Source organism: Streptomyces sp. NPDC046308 (assembly GCF_055588065.1).
The window spans coordinates 1-23,838 of sequence record NZ_JBVJFB010000013.1; the positions used below are offsets into that span (position 1 = coordinate 1).

General features: G+C 72.8%; 22 protein-coding genes. 11 read left to right on the top strand and 11 right to left on the bottom strand.

From position 1 onward, the window contains the following. Positions 1 to 316: 316 nt before the first annotated feature. From ACZ6JT_RS34710 to ACZ6JT_RS34725, 4 genes are all read right to left on the bottom strand, one after another. The gene (locus ACZ6JT_RS34710) at positions 317 to 832 is read right to left on the bottom strand and encodes a hypothetical protein (protein WP_469216116.1); all 516 of its coding nucleotides are present in this window, start codon (positions 830 to 832) and stop codon (positions 317 to 319) included. After that, complete coding sequence (locus tag ACZ6JT_RS34715; protein ID WP_469216118.1) at positions 829 to 1,809, bottom strand: class I SAM-dependent methyltransferase; 981 nt, start codon at positions 1,807 to 1,809, stop codon at positions 829 to 831. Before ACZ6JT_RS34715 ends, ACZ6JT_RS34710 begins: the two co-directional genes overlap by 4 nt. 139 nt (positions 1,810 to 1,948) lie before the next feature. Continuing rightward, positions 1,949 to 3,322, bottom strand: coding sequence for an acyl-CoA synthetase (locus ACZ6JT_RS34720; RefSeq protein ID WP_469216120.1), 1,374 nt, complete (start codon positions 3,320 to 3,322; stop codon positions 1,949 to 1,951). Between the two features lie 242 nt (positions 3,323 to 3,564). Further along, complete coding sequence (locus tag ACZ6JT_RS34725; RefSeq protein WP_385811267.1) at positions 3,565 to 4,026, bottom strand: anthrone oxygenase family protein; 462 nt, start codon at positions 4,024 to 4,026, stop codon at positions 3,565 to 3,567. A gap of 321 nt (positions 4,027 to 4,347) precedes the next feature. On the opposite strand from ACZ6JT_RS34725, the gene ACZ6JT_RS34730 reads away from it, so the two are divergent. Beyond that, positions 4,348 to 4,974, top strand: a complete 627-nt coding sequence (locus ACZ6JT_RS34730; RefSeq protein WP_469216122.1) for a GNAT family N-acetyltransferase — start codon at positions 4,348 to 4,350, stop codon at positions 4,972 to 4,974. Positions 4,975 to 5,024: 50 nt separating this feature from the next. Here the strand turns inward: ACZ6JT_RS34730 and ACZ6JT_RS34735 are convergent, their stop codons facing one another. Then, entirely contained in the window at positions 5,025 to 5,765 is a 741-nt protein-coding gene (locus tag ACZ6JT_RS34735; protein ID WP_469216124.1) for a hypothetical protein, read from the bottom strand. A gap of 125 nt (positions 5,766 to 5,890) precedes the next feature. On the opposite strand from ACZ6JT_RS34735, the gene ACZ6JT_RS34740 reads away from it, so the two are divergent. Then, on the top strand, positions 5,891 to 6,508 hold the full coding sequence (locus tag ACZ6JT_RS34740) for a hypothetical protein (RefSeq protein ID WP_469216126.1): 618 nt from the start codon (positions 5,891 to 5,893) through the stop codon (positions 6,506 to 6,508). Positions 6,509 to 6,556: 48 nt separating this feature from the next. Continuing rightward, on the top strand, positions 6,557 to 7,795 hold the full coding sequence (locus tag ACZ6JT_RS34745) for an FAD-dependent oxidoreductase (RefSeq protein WP_469216128.1): 1,239 nt from the start codon (positions 6,557 to 6,559) through the stop codon (positions 7,793 to 7,795). 45 nt (positions 7,796 to 7,840) lie between these two features. Here the strand turns inward: ACZ6JT_RS34745 and ACZ6JT_RS34750 are convergent, their stop codons facing one another. The 3 genes from ACZ6JT_RS34750 to ACZ6JT_RS34760 all read right to left on the bottom strand — a co-directional run bounded on the left by ACZ6JT_RS34750 (position 7,841) and on the right by ACZ6JT_RS34760 (position 13,310). Then, positions 7,841 to 8,803, bottom strand: coding sequence for an FAD binding domain-containing protein (locus ACZ6JT_RS34750; RefSeq protein ID WP_469216130.1), 963 nt, complete (start codon positions 8,801 to 8,803; stop codon positions 7,841 to 7,843). Further along, positions 8,800 to 11,364 (bottom strand): molybdopterin-dependent oxidoreductase, encoded by a 2,565-nt coding sequence (locus tag ACZ6JT_RS34755; protein WP_469216131.1) that lies wholly within the window; start codon positions 11,362 to 11,364, stop codon positions 8,800 to 8,802. The genes ACZ6JT_RS34750 and ACZ6JT_RS34755 overlap by 4 nt, the downstream gene beginning before the upstream one ends. Positions 11,365 to 11,627: 263 nt before the next feature. Continuing rightward, positions 11,628 to 13,310 (bottom strand): DUF885 domain-containing protein, encoded by a 1,683-nt coding sequence (locus ACZ6JT_RS34760; protein WP_469216133.1) that lies wholly within the window; start codon positions 13,308 to 13,310, stop codon positions 11,628 to 11,630. Positions 13,311 to 13,475: 165 nt separating this feature from the next. Here ACZ6JT_RS34760 and ACZ6JT_RS34765 point away from each other — a divergent pair, with 165 nt between their 5' ends. From ACZ6JT_RS34765 to puuE, 7 genes are all read left to right on the top strand, one after another. Further along, on the top strand, positions 13,476 to 13,676 hold the full coding sequence (locus ACZ6JT_RS34765; RefSeq protein ID WP_469216135.1) for a hypothetical protein: 201 nt from the start codon (positions 13,476 to 13,478) through the stop codon (positions 13,674 to 13,676). A 159-nt stretch (positions 13,677 to 13,835) separates the two neighbouring features. Then, entirely contained in the window at positions 13,836 to 15,584 is a 1,749-nt protein-coding gene (locus tag ACZ6JT_RS34770) for a hypothetical protein (protein ID WP_469216137.1), read from the top strand. Next, on the top strand, positions 15,581 to 17,794 hold the full coding sequence (locus ACZ6JT_RS34775; RefSeq protein ID WP_469216139.1) for an MMPL family transporter: 2,214 nt from the start codon (positions 15,581 to 15,583) through the stop codon (positions 17,792 to 17,794). Before ACZ6JT_RS34770 ends, ACZ6JT_RS34775 begins: the two co-directional genes overlap by 4 nt. A gap of 95 nt (positions 17,795 to 17,889) precedes the next feature. Further along, positions 17,890 to 18,264 (top strand): VOC family protein, encoded by a 375-nt coding sequence (locus ACZ6JT_RS34780; RefSeq protein WP_469216141.1) that lies wholly within the window; start codon positions 17,890 to 17,892, stop codon positions 18,262 to 18,264. Between the two features lie 258 nt (positions 18,265 to 18,522). Beyond that, positions 18,523 to 19,047, top strand: coding sequence for a GtrA domain-containing protein (locus ACZ6JT_RS34785; RefSeq protein ID WP_469216143.1), 525 nt, complete (start codon positions 18,523 to 18,525; stop codon positions 19,045 to 19,047). A gap of 179 nt (positions 19,048 to 19,226) precedes the next feature. Next, positions 19,227 to 19,940 carry a DUF4232 domain-containing protein gene (locus tag ACZ6JT_RS34790; RefSeq protein WP_469216145.1) on the top strand — a complete coding sequence of 238 codons (714 nt, stop codon included), beginning with the start codon at positions 19,227 to 19,229 and terminating at the stop codon, positions 19,938 to 19,940. A 108-nt stretch (positions 19,941 to 20,048) separates the two neighbouring features. Further along, the gene (puuE, locus tag ACZ6JT_RS34795) at positions 20,049 to 20,957 is read left to right on the top strand and encodes an allantoinase PuuE (protein WP_469216147.1); all 909 of its coding nucleotides are present in this window, start codon (positions 20,049 to 20,051) and stop codon (positions 20,955 to 20,957) included. A 55-nt stretch (positions 20,958 to 21,012) separates the two neighbouring features. Here the strand turns inward: puuE and ACZ6JT_RS34800 are convergent, their stop codons facing one another. Continuing rightward, the gene (locus ACZ6JT_RS34800; RefSeq protein WP_469216149.1) at positions 21,013 to 21,255 is read right to left on the bottom strand and encodes a protealysin inhibitor emfourin; all 243 of its coding nucleotides are present in this window, start codon (positions 21,253 to 21,255) and stop codon (positions 21,013 to 21,015) included. Positions 21,256 to 21,458: 203 nt separating this feature from the next. Next, positions 21,459 to 21,752, bottom strand: a complete 294-nt coding sequence (locus ACZ6JT_RS34805) for a hypothetical protein (protein ID WP_469216151.1) — start codon at positions 21,750 to 21,752, stop codon at positions 21,459 to 21,461. A gap of 385 nt (positions 21,753 to 22,137) precedes the next feature. Here ACZ6JT_RS34805 and ACZ6JT_RS34810 point away from each other — a divergent pair, with 385 nt between their 5' ends. After that, positions 22,138 to 23,211 (top strand): glycoside hydrolase family 26 protein, encoded by a 1,074-nt coding sequence (locus ACZ6JT_RS34810; RefSeq protein ID WP_469216153.1) that lies wholly within the window; start codon positions 22,138 to 22,140, stop codon positions 23,209 to 23,211. Here ACZ6JT_RS34810 and ACZ6JT_RS34815 read toward each other — a convergent pair. After that, a complete protein-coding gene (locus tag ACZ6JT_RS34815; protein WP_469216155.1) occupies positions 23,208 to 23,819 on the bottom strand; it encodes a CGNR zinc finger domain-containing protein in 612 nt (203 codons plus the stop codon). The genes ACZ6JT_RS34810 and ACZ6JT_RS34815 overlap by 4 nt on opposite strands. Between the last annotated feature and the right edge of the window lie 19 nt (positions 23,820 to 23,838).

A 23,838-nucleotide genomic window follows, 5' to 3' on the forward strand; every position in this document is an offset into this window, starting at 1 on the left:
GGCCTCCTCGAACGCACCAAACAAGGACGCTCCGTCTACTACACCCCCACCACCCCCACCCCCAACACCAACCACCCCCAACACCCCTAACACCCACACCAAAACCACCGCCCGTCAGGCAACAGGCCACACAACGCCACGCCAGGCCCACCCAAGCCCGCACGCCAAACCCGAACACCCCACGACACGAACAAACCGACACAAAACCAAGCCCGCCGGGACCGGCAACCCGCCACATCCAGAGCCCACCACAGTCGCAACCAACCCGGCAGCCGTGAACTACCAGCACAACCGAAAAGGGCCCAGCGAGCCGAGGTCACACCGCAGGCCGATACCAACACCCATGCACCACAGGCTCCACACACAACACAGCCACACCACCCACCCCGCCCACCAGCAACGCAGGCCAACCACCCCCCACGAACGCGCCGGCACAAGCCACAACCAGCACGAGGGGCCGCAGCAAGGTCAACGGACCCAGGCCCACGACCATCGCCAGGGTGCTGGCGCGGAACGGCAGGAGGAAGTAGGCAGCGAGGGAGAACAGCACCGCCACCGCGTAGACCGTCAGCGGAAACAGGTAACCGAGGCCTCCGGCACTCAATGTGTCGTAGGCCCGGACCCGGTCGCGCGCCGACCACAGCACGATGCTCGCCGTCACCACGGGGGCGAGCAGCACCACAGCGCCCACCCCCAACCCCCGCAGCGCCGCGCGGGCGATGGCCCGGTGCTTGCGGATGCGGGCATCACGGCCGGCGTAGGCGCGGAAGCCGCTGAACGTCGCGTCGAGCAGACCCAGGAACACGAGCACGACCGCTACGGCGGACGTCATCGGGCGGCCTCCGCGAAATGCTCAGGGCCGACCAGCCGGCGTTCCGAGCGCCCAAGCGCCCGGCGCAGCGGTGCCTCCAGATACGGGCGCACCCCGATGATCGGGCGCAACGTGGTGCAGAATGGGTTCACCGCTCCCCCCGGCTCATACACCAGCGGCCGCATCCCCGGCGCGGCAGCAGCGGACAGGAGCGCCTCGTCGCTGTGCGCACGCTCCGCCGAGACAACCCCGTCGTGCCGGCCGAGGGGGTGGCGCATCCGAGCACGGTGGAAGATCCACGCACCGATCGGAGCAAGACGAGTAGCCGCGATGTCGAAGTGACAGAAAGCCTGCGCCGGCGAGGCGGCCTGGGCCTGGAAGAACTCGGCCAGGGCGGGCCCGCGGAAGTGGTGCAGCACGCCGGTGGAGACGTAGACGGTCGCCGCCTGCGGCAGGTCGAAGGCGTTGCCGTGGACGAAACGGCAGCCCAGCCCCTCCGCACGGGCGAGCTGCTCCGCTTCACCGACCAGCGCCGCATCCAGGTCGACACCGACCAGCTCCACGTCCGGGCCCAGCGCGTTGGTGGCCGCCAGCCAGCGGATGACGTAACCGAGGCCACACCCGACGTCGACGAGCCGGTACCGGACGCTTTGGCCGCTGCGGCCGCCAGGACCGCCAGGACCGCCAAGACCGCTCTGGCATCCGGTTGCCCGGATCGCCGTGAACAGCGGGCCGAGCAGGTCCATCAGGCGTTCGCCGATCCGGAGCTCCTCGCTCAGCCGCTGCAGCTCGGTGTGCACGCTGATGAGTAGACGGTCCACGGCACCAGGGTCCAGAACGCCGTCGTGGTCCGCGGGCAGCCCTGCGACGATCTTGGCGGCGCGTTCGTCACGGTTGGCGCGCAGCCGGCGGATCACCTCGTCACGCCGGACGGGAAGGCGGTGGCCGGTGTGGGGATCCACCGCCGTGATCAGATCGGATATCTCGAGTCGGTGCACGAGGCGGAACCCTACGGCCTTCCCCGCCCCGTCCCGCCTGCCCCCCACCCCACTTCCCGCACGCCTCCGTACCGCCATATCGACGTATCAGCACTCGTACTCACCACCGCGGCGCCGAGCTGGGGCCGAGCGCAGGGGCTCAGGGCCGGGGTTTGCCGTCCTCGCTCAGCAGGAGGCGTTTCTGTGGCTTGCCCATGGCATTACGGGGGATGGCGGTGACGAAGCGGACCTCGCGCGGGCGCTTGTGGACCGACAGGTGGGCCGCGACGAAGTCGGTGAGCTCGGTACCGGTGACCTGCTGGGCGACGACGAAGGCGACGATGCGCTGCCCGAGGTCGGGGTCCGGGACGCCGACCACGGCCGCCTCACTGACGCGGGGATGGTCCAAGAGGGCGTTCTCGATCTCCCCCGCGCCGATCCGGTACCCGCCCGACTTGATCATGTCGGTGGAGGCACGACCGACGATGCGGTGTACGCCGTTGCCGTCGTCGACGGCTGCGATGTCCCCGGTACGGAACCAGCCGTCCTCCGTGTACGCGGCGGCGGTGGCCTCGGGCCGCCCCAGGTAACCGGAGAACAGGGTGGGCCCGGTGAGTTGGAGTTCGCCGATCTCGGCGCCGTCCTCCGCGGCGATACGGGTGGAGATGCCGGGCAGGGGGGTCCCGACCGTACCCGGGCTCAGGCGGCCGCCCGCCCGGCCGCTGACGGTGATCAGGGTCTCGGTCATCCCGTACCGCTCGACGATGCGGTGCCCGCTCAGCCGCTCCAGGTCACGGAAGACCGGCGCGGGCAGGGCCGCGCTGCCCGACACCAGCAGCCGGGCACCCGACAGGGCGGCAGCGGCCTGCGGCTCGGCGGCGATGCGGGACCAGACGGTGGGCACGCCGAAGTACAGGCTGCCGCCGGCCTCGGCGTAGGCCTCGGGGGTGGGGCGGCCGGTGTGCACGAGACGGCTGCCGGTACGCAGCGCGCCCAGGACCCCGAGGACCAGGCCGTGGACGTGGAACAGGGGCAGTCCGTGGACAAGGGTGTCGGCGGCGCTCCACTGCCAGGCCTCGGCCAGCGCATCGAGATCGGCGGTGATCGCGGCGCTGCTGAGGACCACGCCCTTGGGGGCGCCGGTGGTACCGGAGGTGTAGAGGATCAGCGCGGGATCGTCCGAGCCCCGCCCCACGGAGCTCGGGGGCGGGGTGGGGGTGGCGGCGGAGCGGCGGGCGAAGTCGACCTCGATGAGGCGGGCCGCGGAATCGCGCAGGATGTGTCCGCGCTCGGACGGGCCCGCGTCAGGCGGCAGCGGTACGCACGGGATTCCGGCGAGGAGTCCGCCGACCACGGCGGCGACCGTTTCCAGGGAGGCCGTCGCGGTCACGGCGAAGGCGGGCGGGTGGGTGCCGGAGAGGTCGGCGGCGACCGCGCGTGCCGCGCCGAGGATCTCCTCGTAGGAAGCGGTACGGCCGGCGACGGTGACGGCGTCCGCGCGGTCCCCGTAGGCACCGGTGAGAGCGGTCAGCATGGCGGCGACTCCGATCGGCGATGGGTGCAGCTGGTCCGGCCAGCCTACGGGGGACGGCACGGACGACCGAACCCGTGATCGGCGGCACTTGACCCGGTCCGTGCGGGGACCGGCCGCCGCCCCCTGGGCGCCCGCCACACGACCCGGGATCGGCTTCCGGCACGACCAGCCTCCACACCCCCACCCCTTCACGGACAGACGGAGTGAACTGACGGACAGAGAGACAGACGGACAGGGTGCTCTCAGCGGGTGGCGCGGCCGTGCAGAACGAGGGCACGGGCCAGAGCGACCAAGGCCGCCGTGCACAACACCGTACGGACGATGTTCGTGGCAACCCAGGTCGACTTGAACTTCTCCACGATCGCGAAGTCGGTCATCTGCGCGACGTCACCCCCGCTCGCGAGCTCGTTGTTGAGGGGGATGTTCACCGCGAACGTGATCACCAGCACCACGAGATAGGCCGCGGCGGCCGCCCCCACCCACAGGGCAGTGGTACGCCGTCCGGCACGGAACTCAAGGACCGCCGAACCGACAGCCACCAGCAACGCCAACACGAACGCCATGCCGAAGAGCGGGTTGCCGTCGATGGCCGCGTTGAACGCCCGCATTGCGGTGACGTAGGTCCGGTCGTCCCCGGCCGCCAGCCCCGGCATGACCGAGACGTCGAACGCGAAGAACAGCCCCGCCATCAGCCCGACCAACACCGTGGAAAGAGTGAGCAGGACGACCGCGAACCGGCCCCCGCCCCCTCCTGGTGGGGGTGGGGGCGGCGTGATCGGGGGCGGGCTTGGACTCATGAGAGAGCGTCCTCATTTCCATCGGTCGTCGGCAGGTACGTAAGTGCTGCGCTCTGAACACGAATGCGCCCGATCGTGACACCACCCGCCCGATCTCCTACCGCTTCCAGCCAACCCTTGAGCGAATCTTTAGTCGCCCCGACATGTTCACCCCCGCAGACCACACGGTCCCGTCCACGCCGACATCCACCTCGCCGACCTCGCCACGACACCCCCTAGGCTGGTGACATGTCCGCCGCGATCACCCCGGCAGCCCGCCCGCTGCGCCTCGAACCCGTCACCGCCGAGAACTTCGACGCCGTCTGTGCGATACAAGTACGCCCCGACCAGACCCACCTGGTCTCTCCCGTGGTCAAGTCGCTCGCCGAGGCGTACGTCCACACCGCCGCCTGGCCTCGCGCCATCGTCGACGGCGAGGAGATCGTCGGTTTCGTCATGGCCTTCCTCGACATAGCCTGGGACCCGGCCACCGACCCCGCCGACCGCCGCAGCGGCATCTGGCGCCTGAACATCCACTCCGGTCACCAAGGCAAGGGCTACGGCCGCTTCGCCGTCCACGCGGTCTGCGAAGAGATCCGGGCCCGCGGTACCAACGAGGCCTACGTCAGCTGGCACACCGGCCAGGGCACCCCCGAACCCTTCTACCTCGGCCTCGGCTTCCGGCCCACCGGCGAGTACGCCGGCGACCAACGCGTCGGGGTACTCCCCCTGAACACCCGTCCCGACATTCCGGCCGACACCCGTGCTGATATCCCGGCCGACACCCGTGCTGATATCCCGGCCGACACCCGTGCTGATATCCCGGCCGACACCCGTGCTGATATCCCGGCCGACACCCCTGCCGACACTGCGTAGACCCAGCTCACGGGGCCGGATGCCGAAGCGCCCCGCCCGGTGCGGCCCTGTCAGTGGCAGGGGCTAACCTGCGTCGCATGACCGAGGGGGAATGCGCCGTACCGTCGCCGGGCGAGCTCGCCGAGGAGGTCGCGGCCGTACTGAACGGGCGCCACGACCCGGGCGTGGCCTCGTTCGAGCGGGTGCTCAACGCCGTTGTCAGCCACAGCCACCGGGACCGCGAGACCCTGGCCGCCGCGCTCGGGCCCGTCCACCGCGAGCTCGCGGTGGCACCGCACCTCCGCGTGCGGCAACTCGCCGGCATCGTCGGGGCCGCGGTGGGCCCCGTAGAGGGCTCCGAACGCCGGGAGAGTGCCGGGGCGGGCTGGCTGGAGCTGTGCCAGCACGTGGCGCTTGACTACGTCACGGGGGCACGCATCGTCGAGATGGGCGCACGGCTGCGGGCCGGTGACCACGTCCCGTTCCTGCTGTCCGTGCCGAGCAGGGCGAGCGGTGCGGTGGAACCACACGACCTGGTCGCCCGCCTCGCCGTGTACGCGCGCCTCGGCGTCCGGCCCGGTCCGGCCGATCTCGGGCAGGCCCTGCTGCGCTGCGGCGGCGGCCCGGCCGATCCCGACGTGGTGTCCGCCGCGGAGAAGCTGGAGCTGGAGGAAGCGCCCCGGGTGGCCGACTGGCTGCGCCAGGGCGGCCTGCCCCACCCCGGCTGGCAGCGCGAACGCGAGGCCGGCGCACCCCAGCCGCACAGCAGGCGCCGGGGAGCACGCATCGGCCGCAGGATCCTGGTCGGGCACGAGGCGATCGAGGGGCGCGGTGCGTTCCCCCGGCGATTCTGGTCGCGTTCCGCGTGTTCGAGCCGCACATCGGCTGTGCGCACGCGTCATTGCCGGACGGACGGGACGCGCACACGGTCGCGGCCGTGCCCTGGCATCCGGAGATCGCGGCGGCCCGGCTTCTGGCCGGTGTCGCGTCGGCCGCCGACCAGAACGGCCGCGGAGCGCCCGCGTTCCTCACGGCCCTGGCCACGGCCGACGGACCGGCGGGACCCGCGGTGCACCTGGCCCTCGCCTACGGGCTGGCCTCCGTCCCCGACGAGGATCGCGGCGCCGCCGTACGGGCGCTGGCCCAACTCGGCGCACGGGGCCGACTGGACGGGGTGATGCTCGGCCACGACCTCGCCGAGCTCGTGGGGCTGGGCACCCTCAAGGTACCCCTGCTGACCGAGTCGCTGCGGGCCGCCGCCGCCCTGCCCGGGGCGGCTCCCGCCCTCTGGCCGGTGCTGGCCGCCGCGCTCCCCGGCCTCCTGGCCGCCACCCGCCCGCAGGCTCACGCCGCGCTCCTCGCGGTGGCCGCGGATGCGGCCCGGGCTGCGGGCGCGGGCGGTGAACTGCCCGAGGTCACCGCACTCGCACAACGGCCGGGCTCGTCCCAACTCCCCAGGCAGGCACGCCGGTTGCGGGACCAGCTCGCCACACACGCGACACACGCCACACACCCGACACAAGCGATCCACCCTCACGCCGCGAAACTAGAGTGAGGGCCGAGCTGCGGCCGTGGGTGCCGAGCCGAACGGAGGTGGTGCGCCATGCCGAAACGTCACGTGGTCGTGGTCGGCGCCGGAATCGGCGGCCTCACCGCCGCGATCGCCCTGCACCGCCGAGGTTGGCACGTCACCGTCTGCGAACGCGCCCCCCGACCGCCCACCACCGGCGCCGGTATCGGCCTCGCCCCCAACGCCCTGCGCGCGCTGGACGCCCTCGGCATCGACGCCGCCCATGCCGCCGGCACCGCCGTACCCGAAACGATGGGTCTGCGCCGCTTCGACGGCCGGTGGCTCACCCGGACCCGCACCGCTGACATGGCGGCCCGCTACGGCACACCGCCGATCGCCGTGCCCCGCCCGGCCTTCACGGCCGCCCTTGCCGCCGCGCTGCCGCCACAGTCCCTTCGCTACGGCACCCCGGTGACCGCCGTCGACGACGCCCTGGGCCGTCCCACCGTCCGTACCGCGGCCGGACCGGATCTCACCGCCGATCTGGTCATCGCCGCGGACGGCATCAACAGCTCCCTGCGCCGCGCCTGCTTCCCCACCCACCCCGGCCTGCGCTACACCGGCGAGAGCGCCTGGCGGGCCCTCGTCGACGCCCCGGACCTGCGCATCGGGGCGATGAGCGAGACCTGGGGGCACGGCCGACGGTTCGGGGTCACCCCGCTCACCGACGGCCGCCTCTACCTCTACGCCACCGTCCTCGTCCCGGCCGGCACCCGGCCCACCGGTGCCGACCCCGGCGCCGAACTCCGCCGTCACTTCGGCTCGTGGCACGATCCGATCCCCGCACTCCTCGACCGCATCGCGCGCCTCGATCCCGCCGACGTCCTGCGCAACGACCTCTACGATCTGGCCGCCCCGCTCCCCCGCCTGCACCACGGCCGGATCGTGTGGCTGGGCGACGCCGCCCACGCCATGACCCCCAACCTCGGCCAAGGCGGCTGCCAGGCCATCGAAGACGCGGCCGTCCTCGCCCATCTGCTCCCCACCGGTCACACCGACACCACGGGCAGCCCGGACAGCCCGGACAGCTCAGAGGGCACGGCCAGCCCAGACCGTACGGACCTCGTCCCGGCCGCCCTCGCCGCCTACACCACCGCCCGCCTCAACCGCACCAACACCGTTCACCTGCGTGCTCGCCGCACCGGCCGCCTGGGTGCCGTCCGCAATCCCCTCGCCGGGGCCTTCCGCGACCTCGCGATCCGCGCCACCCCCACCCGCCTCGCCCTGCGCGGCATGGACGACCTCTTCAACGGCTTCCGCCTCCCCGGATGACGACACCCCGCGCCAGAGCGGACGTCTCGGCCCAGGCCGGCCGAACTAGTCGGCGGCAGCCGAGCCTGCGGCCTGTTCGAGGGCTTCCAGGACGGTGCCCCTGAACAGCTCCGCCTTGTACCCGGTCTGCGGCAGCGGACGGCAACGGCCGAGTACCGTCGCGGCCGCTGCCACGAGGACCTCGGCGTTGGCCTCGCGGCCGATCAGGGCGGCCTCGACCTCCGTGAGCCGCAGCGGGACCCGCGCCACCCCGCCCGCCGCGACGGCGGCGTGCGTGATGGTGGCGCCGTCGAGCGCGAGCCGGGCGGTGGCTTCGACCAGGGGCCATTCCGCGTGGGCCCGGCTGATGGTCCGGTGGCAGGCGGCGCGTTCGCCGGGCCAGGGCGCGGGCAGGTGGACCGCGGTGAGGATGCGCTCCGGCGGCAGCAGGTGGTCGGCCTGGAAGAGCCTGTCGCCGTCTCCGTACAAGTCGGCGATGCCGCGCGGGGATTCCCCGTGGATCTCGACCTCGGCACCGTAGGTGAGCAGGGCCATGGCGAGGGTGGACGGGTGCGGGGCGATGCACGGTCCGTTGCCGCTGACCACGCCGAAGTGGTGGTCGCCCTGGCGGGCGGGGCATTCGTCGCCGCCCTTCTGGAGGCAGCTGACGTGCGGATTGCGGTAGTACCAACAGCGGTTGCGCTGGAGCAGGTTGCCGCCCAGGGTGCCGGCGGCGCGGACCTGCGGGGTGGCCGCGGTCCCGGCCGACACCGCGAGGGCCGGCCAGCCGTCGCGCACCCGCGGATCGGCGGCCAGTGCGGCGAGGGTGGTCAGGGCCCCGATCCGCAGCCCGCCGCCGGGGAGCGGTGTGCAGCCGCGCAGGTGGTCGGCGCCGTCGAGGTCGGTGAACGGTCCGGGGGAGACTCCGCTGCGCTGCCTGGCGGTGGTGTCGGTGCCGCCGGCGCGCAGTTCCCCGCCGCGGTCCAGGACGGTGGCCGAGAGGTCGGTGAGGGCGGGCTCGGTGCTCACGTGGCCAGTCCTTCCAGGAGCCGGTCGGGGCGGATGGGCATGTCGTATGGGCGCCAGCCGGTGGCGTCGTGGACGGCGTTGGCCAGGCAGGCCGCGGTGGGCAGGGTCGAGATCTCGCCGAGGCCGACGCCGCCGCCCGGGACGTGATCGAAGCCCTCCTGGTGGAAGTGGACGGTGATCTCGGGGGTGTCGCCGATCCCGGGGATGCGGTAGTCCTCCAGGTTGTCGGTCAGCACCCGGCCGGTGGCCGGGTCGGTGCGCCGTTCCTCGTACAGGGCGTAGCCGATGCCCTGGACGACGGCGCCCTCGCACTGGCTGCGGGCCAGCCGGTCCGCGTGGATGCGGCCCGCGGCGATGCCGCTCCACACGCGCAGCGGGCGGATCCGGCCGAGCCGTGTGTCCACCTCGACCTCGGATACCTGCACCGATCCGGTGAAGCCGCGGCCGACGGCGATGCCGCCCAGGGTGAAGGGAGTGACGAAGCCGCGGCGGTCGCGGGGGCGGCGGCCGGTCACCTGTACGCCGTGCGCGGCGTCGAGCCGGGCGGCGATGTCACCTCCGCCGAGCGCGTCGCGCAGCCGGGCGGCGGCGTCGATGGCGGCGGGCACGATGGAGGGCGTGGTGCGGCTGCCGCCGGAGGTGGGGCCGTGTACGGCGTCGCTGCGGCCGACCTCGGCGCGCACCCTGCCCTCCGGTACGCCGAGGCCCTCGGAGACGGCTCGGAGCAGCACGCTCCGCGAGCCCGTGCCCATGTCCTGCACGGCGCAGCGGGCGACGACGGTCCCGTTCTCGACGGTGAGCTCGACCTCGGTGACGGGGTCGAGGAAGTACAGCCAGTTGGCCGCCGCGACGCCGACGCCGCGCCGGAACCGCCCGGTGCCGCCGCGGGGGCCCGACCAGACGGGAAGCGCGGCGGCCCAGTCGTAGAGGGCGTGCCGTTTGGGGTTGCCGTCCCAGCGGCGGCGCAGGGCGATCGGGTCCTGGCCGAGGCGGTGGGCCATCTCGTCGACGGCCTGTTCCAGGGCCCAGCACATCGTGGGTCCGCCCGGGCCGCGGAACGGGGCGCCCGGAGGCCGGTGGGTGAGGGTGTCGAAGTCGCGGAGCCGGCGCGGAGCCTTGCCGTACATGAACCGGGCCAGTGCTGCCACGGTACCGCCGACGGAGACCCCGCCGTCGGTGTCCGCGTCCATGGCGAGCGCGCTCAGGTCGCCGGACGCGTCCGCGACCATCGCCAGGCGGATCCGGGCGCCGGGCCGGTATCCACCGTCGGTGAGTTCCTCGTCCCGGTCGAGCACGACGCGTACGGGGGCGCCGTGCAGCCGGGCCAGCTCCGCGGCTGCGACGACGTCGGAGGTCAGTCCCATCTTGCAGCCGAATCCGCCGCCTACGTGGACGGCCCGCGCGACCACCTTTTCGACGGGCACGCCGAAGCGCTCGGCGGCGAGTTCGGCGGTGTGTTTGACCGATTGCGTGGACACCTCCAGGTGGAGGACGCCGTCGATCCACTCGGCCAGGCAGGCGTGCGGTTCGAGCGGGGTGTGGGTCTGCGCGGCGGTGGTGAACACGCCCTCCACCACCCGCTCGGGGTTCCGGCTCCGGGCCTCGGTGATACGGCGCACGGCGGTGGCGGGGCGCTTGCTCATGGCGGAGGGGCCCCGCAGGTTGCCGCGCCAGCGGGCGGGCACCAGTTGGGGGGACTCGCCGGAGCCCGGAGCCCGCTTGCGCGCCGCCTTGTCCTCGTAGACCAGCGGGCCCTCGCCGGCCCGGGCCTGGCGGGCGTCGAGGGCCGCCGGCAGCACCTCGTAGTCGACCGTGACCCGCGCTGCGGCCGCCCGTGCGGAGGCGCGGTCCGGCGCCGCGACCGCGGCCACCGGCTGTCCGACGTACCGCACCACGCCGTCGGGCGGCAGGAGCGGCACCAGTGGCAGGTCCCCGGCCTCGAGGGAGCGTACGTGGGCGTGTGCGTGCGGGGAGCGGATGATCACTCCCTCCAGCAGCCCGTCGGGACGCAGGTCGGTGGTGTACCGGGCCGATCCGGCGGTCTTCTCCGGGGCCTCGGCGCGCGGGACCTCCGGCGTGTTCCCCTCGGTGGGCGGCGTGTCGTACGCGCCGGCGCAGGCCCCGGCGACCGCCCTGAAGATCCCCTCGTACGCGCCGCAGCGGCACAGGTGGCCGGCCAGCGCGTCCGCGATCTGTTCGCGCCCCGGACGGGTGCGGCCGTGCGTGGCCCGCCACCGCTCGTAGAACGCCGCCGCCTCGACGACGAACCCCGGGGTGCAGTAGCCGCACTGGAGGGCGTCCTCGCCGGCGAAGGCGCGCGCCACGGGGTGGTCCGCGAGGCCTTCCACGGTCGTCACCCGCCGGCCGGCGAGCACGACAGCCGGCGTCAGGCAGGCCACGCGGGGCTCACCGTCGACCTGGATGGTGCAGGCCCCGCACACCCCGCCCGCGCAGACCAGCTTGGTCCCGGTCAGGCCCAGCCGGTCCCGTACGACTTCCACGGCGGCCGGGTCGTCGTCCACGTCCACTGCGCGCGGGGCGCCATTGACCTCGAACTCCACGAGACGTACTCCTCAGCCGTGGGGGTGGGCGCCCGTCGGGCCCAGGCCGTCTCTTCCTCTTCCGGATCGTGCCTGACCCGCAAGATCCGCAAGAGACGACCTGGCGCTCACCTTCACGCTCCTTGATATACCGCTGCCGCGATCGCCGCAGGTCGGCGCGCACCCGGGGCCGTCTCGTCCGGCTTCCGCCGGCGGAGCCCGCAGCGATGCCTCGGCGGCCGAGCGGTCCGCGGCAGGCGAGCGGGCCGCGGCCGCCCGGCCGGTCAGAGGCGGCCCAGTTCCTTCCTCAGGTCGTCCAGGCCCAGGGAGCCGAGCGAGAGTGCGGCCATGTGCCACCGCTTGAGGTCGAACGCCGTGCCCTGGCGGGCCCGGGCCGCCTGCCGGCCCTGTAGCCAGGCGCGTTCACCCAGCTTGTAGGTGATCGCCTGCGCCGGCCGGCCCAGGTAGCGGACGATCTCACTGTCCAGGTACGCGGGCGGGCGGCCGGAGTAGCGGCCGAGGAACTCCCGGGCGAGGGCGGGGGTCCACCGCCGGCCGGCGGCGAACGGCGAGTGCGCCGGGATGTCGAGCCGCAGGTGCATGCCGAGGTCGACCACGACGCGCAGCGCCCGCATCATCTGGGCGTCGAGATGGCCGAGCCGGTCCTGCGGCTCGGTGTAGAAGCCGAGTTCGTCCATGAGGCGTTCCGCGTACAGCGCCCACCCCTCGGTGGTGGCGCTGATCTTGCCGACCTTCGTCTGGTAGTGGGAGAGGGATTCGGCGACCGCCGTCCAGTGCGCCAGCTGGAGGTGGTGGCCCGGCACCCCCTCGTGGTACCAGGTGGACACGAGGTGGTGCGTCGGGAAGCGGGTCCGGCCGAGCGTCGGCAGCCAGGTGCGGCCCGGACGGGAGAAGTCCACCGAGGGCTGCGTGTAGTACGGGGCGGCCGCGCCGCCCGGCGGCGCGATCCGGGACTCCACCCTCCGGACCGGCTCGGCCACCTCGAAGTACGTGCCGTCCAGCGCCTCGACCGCCTCCTCCATGAACCTCTGCAGCCACAGCCGTGTCTCCTCGACGCCCTCGACGGCGCGCCCGTGGCGGTCGAGCCAGGCCAGCACCTCCCACGGGTCCTCCCCCGCCCCGGGCCGGATCCGCCCGGCCTCGGCGCGCATCTCGGCGAGCAGCCGGTGGAACTCCGACCAGCCGTACGCGTACGCCTCGTCCGGATCCACCTCGGCACCGGTGTACAGGCGCGCGAACCGGGCGTAGCGTTCGCCGCCCACCGCGTCCGGCTGGCCGTCGACCAGCCCGGCGTACGTCTGGGCGAACCAGTCGCGCAGCTCGGCGACCGCGCCCGTCGCCACCCGTGACGCCGTTTCGATCTCCTTGCGGGGGCCCTGCTCGGGGACTTCGGCGGCCAGCCGTCCGAAGCCACCGGTCTCCAGCCACTCGTCCAACTGCGCGATGTTTTCGGCCACTTGCCGGGGCGCTGCCCGCAGGCCTCGCTCCGCTCCCACTCCGAGCGAGGCCCGGTAGCCGGCCAGGGCGGCGGGCACCGCGTCCAGGCGCCGCGCGACGGCCCGCCAGTCGTCTTCCGTCGCCACCGGCATCAGCGAGAAGACCTTGCGCACCTGGTGCAGCGGGGAGGAGAGGTTGTCGACCGCACGCAGGTGCTCGCCGGCCTCGAAGTGCGCCAATTCCGCCCCGAGCCGCTCCTTCAGCAGGGTCGCGCACCGCCGCTCGACCTCGCTGTCCGCGCCCGGCGCCTGCGCGGCCGCCGCGAGCTGCGCAAGGGTCGAGCGCGCGAGCTCGGCCACGGCCTGCCGGCCGTCCGGCGAGAAGTCGGGGAGCGCGCCCGAGGCGCCGGGCGCCCCCAGGGCGGTGCCGAGGATCGGATCGAGCTCGATCAGGGCGTCGACGTAGGCGTCGGAGATCCGACGGGGCAGGGCGTCCGGTTGCTTCAGCACCCGCAGTGGCTGCCCGCCCCGCCCGGCGCCCAGTCCCGCCGCCCGGCAGGATGACCGGTTTCGAACCCCGGCGCTCTCGGGTGCGCGGCGGCGTCGATGCCTGCTCATGGCGCACGGCCCGTTCCTCTGGAGGCGACGGAAGCCGGCTGGCCCGTCAGGGTCCAGTTGAGCAACTACGGAGATCTCGCGTCGATTTCGCCGCCGTACGGATTCCCCGACCGCACTTCCGACACCGTCGCCCAAGGCACCCTCTCCGCGGCGGATCGTCCCCGGCTGGAATCCGCGTCGGCGGACCTGGAGTACGTACTCGTCCCCCATCGCCCCCTGCAGCGCGGATACGACGGTATCCACACCGACTGGCACTGACACCCGTCCCAGCCGGTCAACAGCCTCGGCAGGGCGGCAACGCATGCCGGCTCAAGGCGGCTTGTCGCAGCCGTGTGGGCGCGCCGTCGGCCGAGTGGGCCGGGCTTCGACGATCATGTGTCCCGGCAGCCCCCAGAGCAGCCGAACGGAGCCCGGCCCGTGGCCTCACTCGAACTCTCCCCGCTCCCGGGCACACCGCACCGTCCGGAGGCCGCGCCCGCCCGCGAGCCGTGGCACCGGCGTCGTCGTGTGCCGCTGATCGCCACGGGATCCGTGCTCCCGCTCTACGCCTGGTGGGGCGCGGTCCTCGCGACCGGCGGTGGGGATCTCGCGGCGCAGGAGGCGTGGGCGGGATTCGTCGCACGCCATCCCGGCGCCGTCTACAACCTCTCCTGGCACGGCGGGCTGCACACCGGTTCCTACAGCCTGATCTCGCCCTACGTGATGGCGGTCTTCGGTGTGGTCCCCGTGACGCTGGTGAGCGGCCTCGCGTCCACCTGGCTGGTGGGGCGGATCTGTGCCCGCTGCGGCGTCGCCCGGGCCCAGTGGCCGGCCGTGCTTGCGGCCCTCATGCTCTGGTGCCAGGCGGCCTCCGGGCGCACCACCTTCCTCCTGGGCGTCGCCTTCGGGCTCGCGGCCGTACGTGCGCTGGTGAGCGGCCGCCGCGGTGCGGTCACGGCCGGCTGGGCACTGTCGGCCACGATGGCCAGCCCCGTGGCCGGGCTGTTCCTCGCGATTGTGGGCACGGCCTGTCTGCTGACGCCCCGTCGTACAGCGGTCGCGGCGACACCGAAAGCGACGGCGACCACCACCGCCGCGGCCGCGATGCTGGTGCCTCCCGTGGCCGTGCTCGGGCTGACGGCCTGGCTGTTCCCCTTCCACGGCCTACAGCCCATGGGCCCGGTACGGATCTGGCCCCCACTGCTCATGGCCGGATGCGTCGCCCTCGCCGCCCCGCGGTCCTGGCCGCTGCCGAGGTCGACCGCGGCGGTCTACGCGGCGGCTGTCGCCCTCGCCTATCTGATCCCCTCCCCTGTCGGGACGAACATCGAGCGGCTTGCCCATCTCGCGGCGCCCCCGGTGCTGCTCGCCGCCGCGATGGCGGGGCGCGTCCACGCCGGCGCGGCGGACGGCGCCCTCCCATGGCTCGCGAGGGCACGGCGGGCCTCACCCGTCCTCGGCCTCGTCCTCGCCGTCACCTGGGTGGGAGGAAACACGGCGGCCCACGTGATGGACACGGCCCAGGTCCCCCGCTGGGCCGCGGAGACCGCCGGTGTCGTGCGCGCCCTCGAACGGCTCGGAGCGGACCGCTCCAGGGTGGAGGTGACCATGGCGCGCAGCCATCGTGAGGCGGCTGTGCTGGCTCCGTACGTGACCCTGGCGCGCGGCTGGAACCGGCAGGCCGATGTCGAGCGCGGACGGCTGTTCTACGACGGGTACGAGGGGGCCGGCGTGCCCGGGGGGACGTTCACGGCGGACGCGTACCGCGTGTGGCTCGACCACTGGGCGGTGGGTTTCGTGGTCCTGCACGACGGCCCGCTGGACGCCGCCTCGGAGCGCGAACAGGCGCTGGTGACGAGCGAGCCCGCGTACCTGGAGCCGGTGTGGCGGGACGAGCACTGGCGGGTCTACCGGGTCAAGGATCCGGTGGCGCTGGTGGATCCGCCCGCGTCCGTGGTGCGCTCGGACGCCGCCGAGGTCGTCGTACGGATGCCGGCGCCCGGAACCGTGACGCTTCGGCTGGCCTACTCGCCATGGCTCCAGGCTGAGGGCGGGGACGGGGGCGGGGGCGGGCGCGCGTGCCTGGCACCCGGGCCTGGCGGACTGACCCGCCTGACGGTGAGTCGGCCGGGCGATGTCACGATCGGTTCCGCGTACCGACTTGGAGCCCACCAATGCGCAGGGTGACGCAGCTTCCACCCCGACCCTCGGGCACGGGCTCGGCCCGGCTCGCGCTGGCGTGCGTCCGCCACCACCGGATCGTCCTGCTGCTGTGGCTGCTGCTCCTGGCTGCCGGGCTGGCGGCGGTCGGACCGGTGGTGGACCGGCTGGACCGGCAGCCCTGGAGCGTGGCGCCGCACGAGTCGGTCCGGGGAAACCGCCTGTTGGACGGTGTCCGGTCCTTCGAAGGGCAGGTCGACGCGGTGGTGGCGGGCATGCCGGTGGCCGATCCCCGCTTCCGGCGGGAGTTGGCCGCCGCGAAGCGTGACCTGGCGGCAGTCCCCGGTGTGGTCGCGGTGTCGGCCCCCACAACCCCCGGCGCCCCAGCCACGGCCTCCGCCCCAGCCAGTGGCTCGGCCCCAGCCACTGCCTCCGTCGCCGCCGACTCCGCCGTCGCCGCCGATGGGAGAGCCGCCCTGGTGTCGGTGCGACTGGGGCGCGGACTCCCCGACGGCGTACGGCAGCAGGCCGAGGCGGCGGTCGAGTCCCGGCTGCGGGACATCTCCCGCTCCGTGCCCGGCGTAGAGGTGACCCTCGGCGGCAGCGACCGCGCGCGCCGCGCGGTGGCGGACCGGTCACTGGCCGACACCCGGCGCAGCGAGCTGATCACCCTGCCGGTGACCTTGGCGGTGGTGTACGTGCTCTTCGGCGGCTTGGTGGCGGCCTCCGTACCGGTGTTGGCGGCCGTGTGCACGGTGGGCGCGGGGATGCTCTGGCTGCTGGTCCTGTCGCGTTGGTACGACCTCACCTCACCCGCGCTCTCGACGACCACCATGGTGGGGCTGGCCCTGGCCATCGACTATGCGCTGGTGACGGTGGGACGGTTCAGGGAGGAGCGGGCCGCGGGGCACGACGTCGCGGAGTCGGTGGTGCGGACGATGGCCACGGCAGGGCGCGCGGTCCGGTTCGCCGCGCTCGTCGTCGCGGCCGCGCTCTGCGGGCTGGCCGCCTTCCCGAGCGACTTCTACGCGGCGATCGGCCTGGCCGCGGCAGGGACCGTCGCCCTCTCCCTCGCCGCCGCGCTGACCCTGACCCCGGCGCTGCTGGCGGCCTTCCCCGAGCGGATCGGAGCCTGCGCCGCTCGGGACACTGGCCGGGGCGCGTTCGCCCGGCTGGCCCGTTGGACCCGACGGCACGCGCTTCCGGCCGCCGTCGGCGTCGGGGTACTGCTGCTCGCGTGTGCCACGCCCTTCCTCCGCGTCCACCTGGTCAGCCCGGTAGGCGAGCAGCAGCTCCCGCCCACGGCGGAGGCCCGGCGCTATGCCGACATCGTGGCGGAGCGGTTTCCGCAGCACCGGGCCGACGCGTTGGTGATCGTGGCCCGTACCGACCCGGCCCGGCTTCAGCGGTGGGCGGGCCGCTTCACGGGCGGGGCGGACGTCGAGACGGTGGGCGCGGCCACGGCTGCGGGCCCCGGAGTCTCGCTCGTCCGCATGGTGCCGCGGGCCGACCCTGAGGGCGGGCCCGCCGACCGGCTCGTCCGGCTCGTCCGGGCGGATCGCCCGGCCGACTTCCCGGTCTGGGTCACGGGACGCAGCGCCCTCGACATCGACTTCAGGGCCGAGGTCGTCGACCACGCGCCTCGGGCCGCCGCCCTGATCGCGGCGACCACCTTCGTCTTCCTGTTGCTGATGACGGGCTCGGTGTTGCTTCCGCTCAAGGCGATCGCGATGAACACCCTGTCGCTGGGTGCGTCGTTCGGCGCGCTGGTCCTCGTCTTCCAGGACGGCTGGGGCGCGGGGCTGCTCGGCGTGCACACCTTGGGCGGACTGGGCTACTGGCTCCCCGTCGTGGTGTTCGCGCTGGCCTTCGGCCTGTCGATGGACTACGAGGTGTTCCTGCTCTCCCGCATTCAGGAACTCCACGACTCCGGTGTGGACAACGACCTCGCGGTCGAAGTCGGGGTGCAGCGCTCCGCCCGGATCATCAGCTCCTCGGCCGCGCTGATGTGCGTCGTCTTCATCGGCTTCGCCACGGGCGAGCTGCTCGTCATGAAACAGCTGGCGATCGCGCTGACCGTTGCCGTCGTCGTCGACGCCACGCTGGTGCGGTGCGTGCTGGTCCCGGCCACGATGACATTGCTCCGCGGCGCCAACTGGTGGGCGCCGCCCGCGCTCCGCCCGCGATTGCGCACGCTGCGCGCCGAGGCTCCGGGTGCCGGGCCGGTGGACACCTGACGCCGGTCAGCGACCCGGCCGGGGATGCGTCTGGCCGGCGTGCGTGCGGCAGAACTCGGTGGCGTGCAGCGTGAAGATCGGGAAGGCTCGCACGCATGGTTTCGGTATTGCAGAACGTGGCGATCGACTGTGCGGATGCCTACGAGCTGGCTCGCTTCTGGAGCAGCGTGACGGGCCGTCCGCTGCATCCGGATGCCAAGCCGGGTGACCGGGAGACCCTGGTGCTGCTGGCGGAGGGCCCGGTGCTGTACTTCAATCAGGTGCCGGAGGCGAAGACGATCAAGAATCGGATCCATGTGTGTCTGCGCCCGGAGACCTCGCGCGATGGTGAGGTGGACCGGCTGCTGGACCTCGGTGCCACGTTCGTCGTCGATCGCCGGAATCCCGATGGCTCGGGCTGGGCCGTCCTCGCCGATCCCGAGGGGAACGAGTTCTGCGTCCTGCGCAGCCAGTCCGACCGAGCAGCCTGACCGCCGGGCCGGGTGGGCGGCGGTGACGGCGGCACCTTCACGCTGGGGCGGCAGGCCATGCTGAGCCACAATGCCACCGGGGCACCGAGTCGCTGACCTGCACATTCATGACCCGCTCGACGTGGTGGCGCCAACGGTGCCGAATGTGGCCCCCATTGGCACCATTGATGTGCCATCATGGTGCCACGAGGAGCGCATCCCTCGGTTCACGGACCGCGGGCGCGCGCGGGCGGGGTGAAGCAGCGAAGGGGCCGGATCATGGAGACAGTGGAGAGCACGCAGCAGGTAGCACCCGGCGCGTTAGCCGCATTCGCCCGCTTCGTGATCTGCGGCGGCGGAGTGGGGCTCGCCTCCAGCTTCGCCGTGGTCTCCCTCGGCTCCTGGATACCCTGGGCCCTGGCCAACGCCCTGATCACCGTGGGCTCCACGCTCCTCTCCACCGAGTTGCACGCCCGCTTCACCTTTGGCGCGGGCGGGCGCGCGAGCTGGCGCCAGCATGCGCAGTCGGCCGGGTCCGCTGCAGCCGCGTACGCGGTCACGTGCATGGCGATGCTGCTCCTGCAGCAACTCGTGGCGACGCCCGGTGCGGTGCTGGAGCAGGTCGTCTACCTGTCCGCCTCGGCGCTGGCGGGTGTCGCACGGTTCGCGGTGCTGCGACTCGTCGTGTTCGCACGGAACCGTTCGCAGGCCACGGCCACCATCCGCACCACCATTCCCGTACATGCGACCGTGTCCCGCACCTCGTCCCCGGCCGGCCCCGCGGCACTCTGCCGAGCCGCCTGACGGTCCCGCCTGATCCGTGCCGACGGAGTGGACGGAGCATGGCCACTTGGACGGAATGATGACGTTCACGTACGGAGTCGGTAACGGGCCCCGGGGAAGGGGATTTCAGCGATTCCGCCGGGCAGAACCGATTCGTCAACGACACCGTTCAAGCCATGTGAAAACATACGGGGGCCACCATGCGCACTGTCCGCAAGAGCGGGACGACCTACACCCTTGGGGTCGCGGCCCTTGCCGCGCTCCTCTTGTCCACGGCCTGCGATTCGGGCGGTACGGACGAGGGCAAACAACCCACCGCTTCGGGAACCCCGAGGGCGACCGGCTCCCCCACCCCCTCCGGCTCCCCCACCTCCTCCGGCACGCCGAGCGCATCCAGCACGACCCCGGCCGGCGGCGGGGGCACGGCCGGTCCCTCGCAGAGCCCGGGTGGCGGAAGTACCGGCGTCGCGGCGTGCAACGACAACGACCTCTCCATCGACACGTCGGGATGGCGACAGGACTCGGGCCGGCACCTGCTCATCACGGCCACCAACTTCACCGACAAGGCCTGCACCCTCTACCACTACCCGTACGTCCGCTTCGGCACCGACATCGGGGCTCCGTTCGGTGCAGCCGAGTCCGAGCCGCGGGCCGTCGCCACGATCGGGCCGAAAGAGAAGGCGTACGCGGGCGTGTTCCTCTTCAAAGCGGGACAGCAGACATGGACCGCCACGTCGTTCTCCCTCGGCTACCAGGACCGCGCCCCCAACAGCAACAAGGACGTGGCGCCGCTCGACATCAGATTGTCGGACGAGGTCGGCTCCCTCTCGGTCGGGCCCCATCCCTGGGTCACGTACTGGAACACCGATCTCCGCGCCGTCGAGGACTTCCTGTTCAGGTCGGGGAAAAGCTAAGCCCGGGGCGCGAACCGCCACGGGGTCGCTTCGGCCGTTCCCGTCGCTCTGCCCGCGGCCGGCGTGGTGGTCGACGGCGCGGCGACCGGTCAGCGGTATGGTGCGGCCGTGTCCGAGCCCCAGCGCGACCTCGTCGGCTACGGCGCCGAGCCGCCGCACGCCGCCTGGCCCGGCGGTGCCCGCATCGCCGTCAGCCTCGTCCTCAACTACGAGGAAGGCGGGGAGCAGAACGTCCTGGAAGGCGATAGCGCGTCGGAGGGCTTCCTCCACGAGCTCGTCGGCGCGCCGCCCGTGGTCGGCGGACGCGATCTGAACGTCGAGTCGATGTTCGCCTACGGCTCGCGCGCCGGCTTCTGGCGCATCCACCGCACGCTCGCGGCTCACGGTGCGCCGCTCACCGTGTACGCCGTGGGGCAGGCCCTGGAACGCAACCCGGACGCGGCGCGCGCGATGGGCGCCGCCGGCTGGGAGGTGGCGAGCCACGGCTGGCGCTGGATCGACTATCGGCACGTACCCGAGGACATCGAGCGCGCCCACGTCTCGCGCTCGATCGCGACGATCGAGCGGCTCGTCGGGCGCCGCCCCGTCGGCTGGTACACCGGCCGGACGAGTCCCCGCACGCGTCGCCTGGTCGTCGAGGAGGGCGGCTTCCTCTACGACTCCGACGACTACTCGGACGACCTGCCGTTCTACGTCGAGACCGGCGGCCGCCCGCACCTGGTGGTGCCGTACAGTCTCGACGCGAACGACTTCAAGTTCCTGATCGTCCACGGCTTCACGACCGCGGACGACATGCTCATGTACCTCGTCGACACCTTCGACACGCTCCATGCGGAAGGTGCCGAGCGGCCGCGCATGATGAGCGTCGGCATGCACTGCCGGATCATCGGCCGGCCGGGCCGCATCCGCGCGCTCGACGGGTTCTTGCAGCACGTGGCGCAGCGCGGGGGGACGTGGCTCGCCACGCGCGAACAGATCGCACGTCACTGGCTCGCCACGCACCCGCCCCTGCGCTGAGCTCACGCCGCCATGGCGGGTGGAGAGCGCAGAGCGGGATGTCCGGTGAAGCCGGTCAGGCGCCTTCGCCGAGGACCGTGCGGATCAGTGTCCGCTGGGCGTCGGAGAGGAAGGGGTCCTGGAGGTCGAGCACCTCGTCGTCGACGGTGATCCGGTAGTGATAGCCGTCGGCCACGGGCGCGACGGCCCGTTGCACCAGTTCTTCCAACTCCGCCGCGTCCGCGCGGCCCGAGGTGTCGAGGGCGCGGAGCTTCTCCTGGCCGGCGAAGCCTCCGGAGCGGGTGACCGTGATCAGCATGGCTGTTCCTCCCTGTTCGCAGTGGTGTCACGCGGCCTGCACGTCGCAGCCACTCCTGCGGGTGCCCCGAACACCGGCCCGCTGTCACGGCACAGGGGTACGGCGGTACGAACGTCCGGAAAGCGCTGCTGCGTGGCCGACCCGTTGTCAGCAGGTCGGGTGCGGTGACGCGCCGTCAGAGCCGCTGGCCCCCCCCACTCCGCTCACTCGATGTAGAGGCTCCGGCCGTGCGCGATGGTGGCCTGGTTGGGGAGGATCGCCTGCACCACCCGGCCGTCGCAATGCGGGCCCGTCCATACCCAGGCCGTCCCGTCCGTGTAGTTGAAGACCTCCGGCGGGGCGAAGTCGCCCAGGGGGAAGCAGCCGCTCGGGTCCCGGTTCGGTGTGCCGTCGATGAACAGGACTCCCTGAGCCGCCTGAGCCGTACCCGGGGTCGCCAGCGCCAGCATCGCGGCCGCCGCGCACGCCCCCAGCAGCCTTGTCGTACGTCGCGTCATTCGCCTACCTCGTCCTCTGCCCTGACCAGATGTTGTGACCGAGAGTAGTTGATCCGTGACTTTTGGCGGTACGGCGTGCGGTGGCGAAGGAGGGGCGCGTGGATCTTGCGGAAGCGGTCGGCTCGCCGACCGCTCGCCCACTCAGCCGGCGACGGGACCGGAGGAGCGGGCCGGCTGGGAGACGGCACCTACGTCAACGGCACGCCGCGCCGAACACTTACGCGTGAGGGTGACGGCTTTCACCTGGTCGGGCCAATCGGCGGCGGCCTGCTGCCGCGAATGGCCCAGCATCCGGACACCGGACGTGCCGTACGTCTGATGAGGTGCCTAACGTCGCTGGCAGACAGTTCGGTTCGGTTCGGTTCACGAGGCGTGTGGAGGTGTCATGTCCCATCGAGGCCGCTGGCTGGCAGGCGCCGGCGCAACGATGATCGCTGTCGCCCTGCTCGTCACCGGGGGCGCCGTCGCCACGCCGCCGGAGGAGAAGTCAGGCGGTGACTTCGAGTCCGACGTCGCGGTGGGCGCCTACCTCCACTACGGCGAGCCCGGGGTCGAGAGGATGCAGGGGCTCTCGCGCTGGCTCGGGGGCTCCGAGCTGCGCGCCGGTCACACGTATCTGCCCGGCGACACGTGGATGAACATCGAGGGGGCACCCGACTCCCTGCCCGCCTGGGCCGCGTGGCGCAGGGCGCGGGCCGATCGACTGTTCGTCCTCAACGTGCCCATGCTGGACCGCAACGAGGCCGGCGTCCCCGACGGCCGGGTCGCGGAGCTGCTCCGCTCCGGCGCGCGGGGTGCGTACGACCACCACTTCCGGCGGCTGGCCGAGCGTCTGGTCGGCATCGGGGTGCCGGACACCGTGATCGTGCTCGGCTGGGAGATGAACGGCTTCAACTACACCCACCGGTGCCGGCCCGATCCCGAGAGCTGGAAGAAGTACTGGCGGCGCATCGTGGCCGCCATGCGCTCCGTGGAGGGACAGGACTTCCGGTTCGACTTCGCCCCCAACCGCGGCGGGGACGCGATCGCCTGGACCAAGTGCTATCCGGGCGACGACGTGGTCGACATCATCGGCATGGACAGCTACGACCAGCCTCCCGGCGACTCCTTCGAGGAGCAGGTCACCCAGCCCTACGGACTCCAGCAGCAGGTCGACTTCGCGCGAGCGCACGGCAAGCAGATCTCGTACCCCGAATGGGGGCTGTTCCGGAACGGCGACAACCCCGAATACATGCGGGACATGCTGGCATGGATCGCCGAGCACAGGCCGCTCTACCAGAGCATCACCGACTACTGCCCGCACGGTGTGTGGCAGTGCGGGCAGAACCCGCGCTCCGCACAGGTGTTCCGGGAGTTCCTGTCCACCCATCAGGGCGGCGACGGCCCTTCCGGCGATGGCCCTTCCGACGTCGACCGCCAGGACCACGAGGGGCAGCCGAACCGTAAAGCGGGGCCCTAGGAACTCGCCGGTGCCGCCTGCGTGCGGCGGGCGTAGGCGCGGGCTGCGCGAGCTCGGTCGCCGCAGCGCGTGGAGCACCAGTGGCGCCGGCCGTGCCGGAGGAGGTAGCGGGTGCAGGGGGTGGACCCGCAGGCGGTGAGGCGCTCGGCGTCGGGGCCGGTGAGCAGGTCGGCCGCGTCGGCCGCGAGTACGGCGAGGGCGTGCTCGACGATCTGGGAGACGGGGTGGGCCGCCTCGCGGTACAGGCCACGGGCCGGGTCCCAGTGGAGCAGGGAGGCGGCGGGGGCTCGGGTCAGCGCGTGGTTGACGGCGGTCAGCGCGGCTTCGGGGGCGGGCAGCCCGGCGACATGCGCGGCGAAGAGGGCGCGGACCTGTTCGCGCAGGGCTCGCAGCAGGCCGGCGCACATCTCCGCCAGGCCGGTGTCGGCCGGGGCGAGGCCTCGCTCGACGAGCCACTGTTCGGCGGCGGCGGGGGTGCCGAGGAGGTCGACGTGGTGCCCGCCGGGCAGGGAGAGGGCGCTGTTGGCGAGGTCGAGGGCGGAGTACTGCTCGGCACCGGGTGCGGGCGGCAGTGTCTCGGTGGTCACGATCTCTTCCATGACTCTCATGGTACAACTCGCCGTTTTC

Excerpts from the sequence above, each read along its gene's own strand:
- ACZ6JT_RS34710 (WP_469216116.1), bottom strand. The coding sequence starts at position 832 with ATGACGTCCGCCGTAGCGGTCGTGCTCGTGTTCCTGGGTCTGCTCGAC.
- ACZ6JT_RS34720 (WP_469216120.1), bottom strand. The coding sequence starts at position 3,322 with ATGCTGACCGCTCTCACCGGTGCCTACGGGGACCGCGCGGACGCCGTC.
- ACZ6JT_RS34730 (WP_469216122.1), top strand. The coding sequence starts at position 4,348 with ATGTCCGCCGCGATCACCCCGGCAGCCCGCCCGCTGCGCCTCGAACCC.
- ACZ6JT_RS34745 (WP_469216128.1), top strand. The coding sequence starts at position 6,557 with ATGCCGAAACGTCACGTGGTCGTGGTCGGCGCCGGAATCGGCGGCCTC.
- ACZ6JT_RS34780 (WP_469216141.1), top strand. The coding sequence starts at position 17,890 with ATGGTTTCGGTATTGCAGAACGTGGCGATCGACTGTGCGGATGCCTAC.
- ACZ6JT_RS34785 (WP_469216143.1), top strand. The coding sequence starts at position 18,523 with ATGGAGACAGTGGAGAGCACGCAGCAGGTAGCACCCGGCGCGTTAGCC.
- ACZ6JT_RS34790 (WP_469216145.1), top strand. The coding sequence starts at position 19,227 with ATGCGCACTGTCCGCAAGAGCGGGACGACCTACACCCTTGGGGTCGCG.
- ACZ6JT_RS34800 (WP_469216149.1), bottom strand. The coding sequence starts at position 21,255 with ATGCTGATCACGGTCACCCGCTCCGGAGGCTTCGCCGGCCAGGAGAAG.
- ACZ6JT_RS34805 (WP_469216151.1), bottom strand. The coding sequence starts at position 21,752 with ATGACGCGACGTACGACAAGGCTGCTGGGGGCGTGCGCGGCGGCCGCG.
- ACZ6JT_RS34810 (WP_469216153.1), top strand. The coding sequence starts at position 22,138 with ATGTCCCATCGAGGCCGCTGGCTGGCAGGCGCCGGCGCAACGATGATC.
- ACZ6JT_RS34815 (WP_469216155.1), bottom strand. The coding sequence starts at position 23,819 with ATGAGAGTCATGGAAGAGATCGTGACCACCGAGACACTGCCGCCCGCA.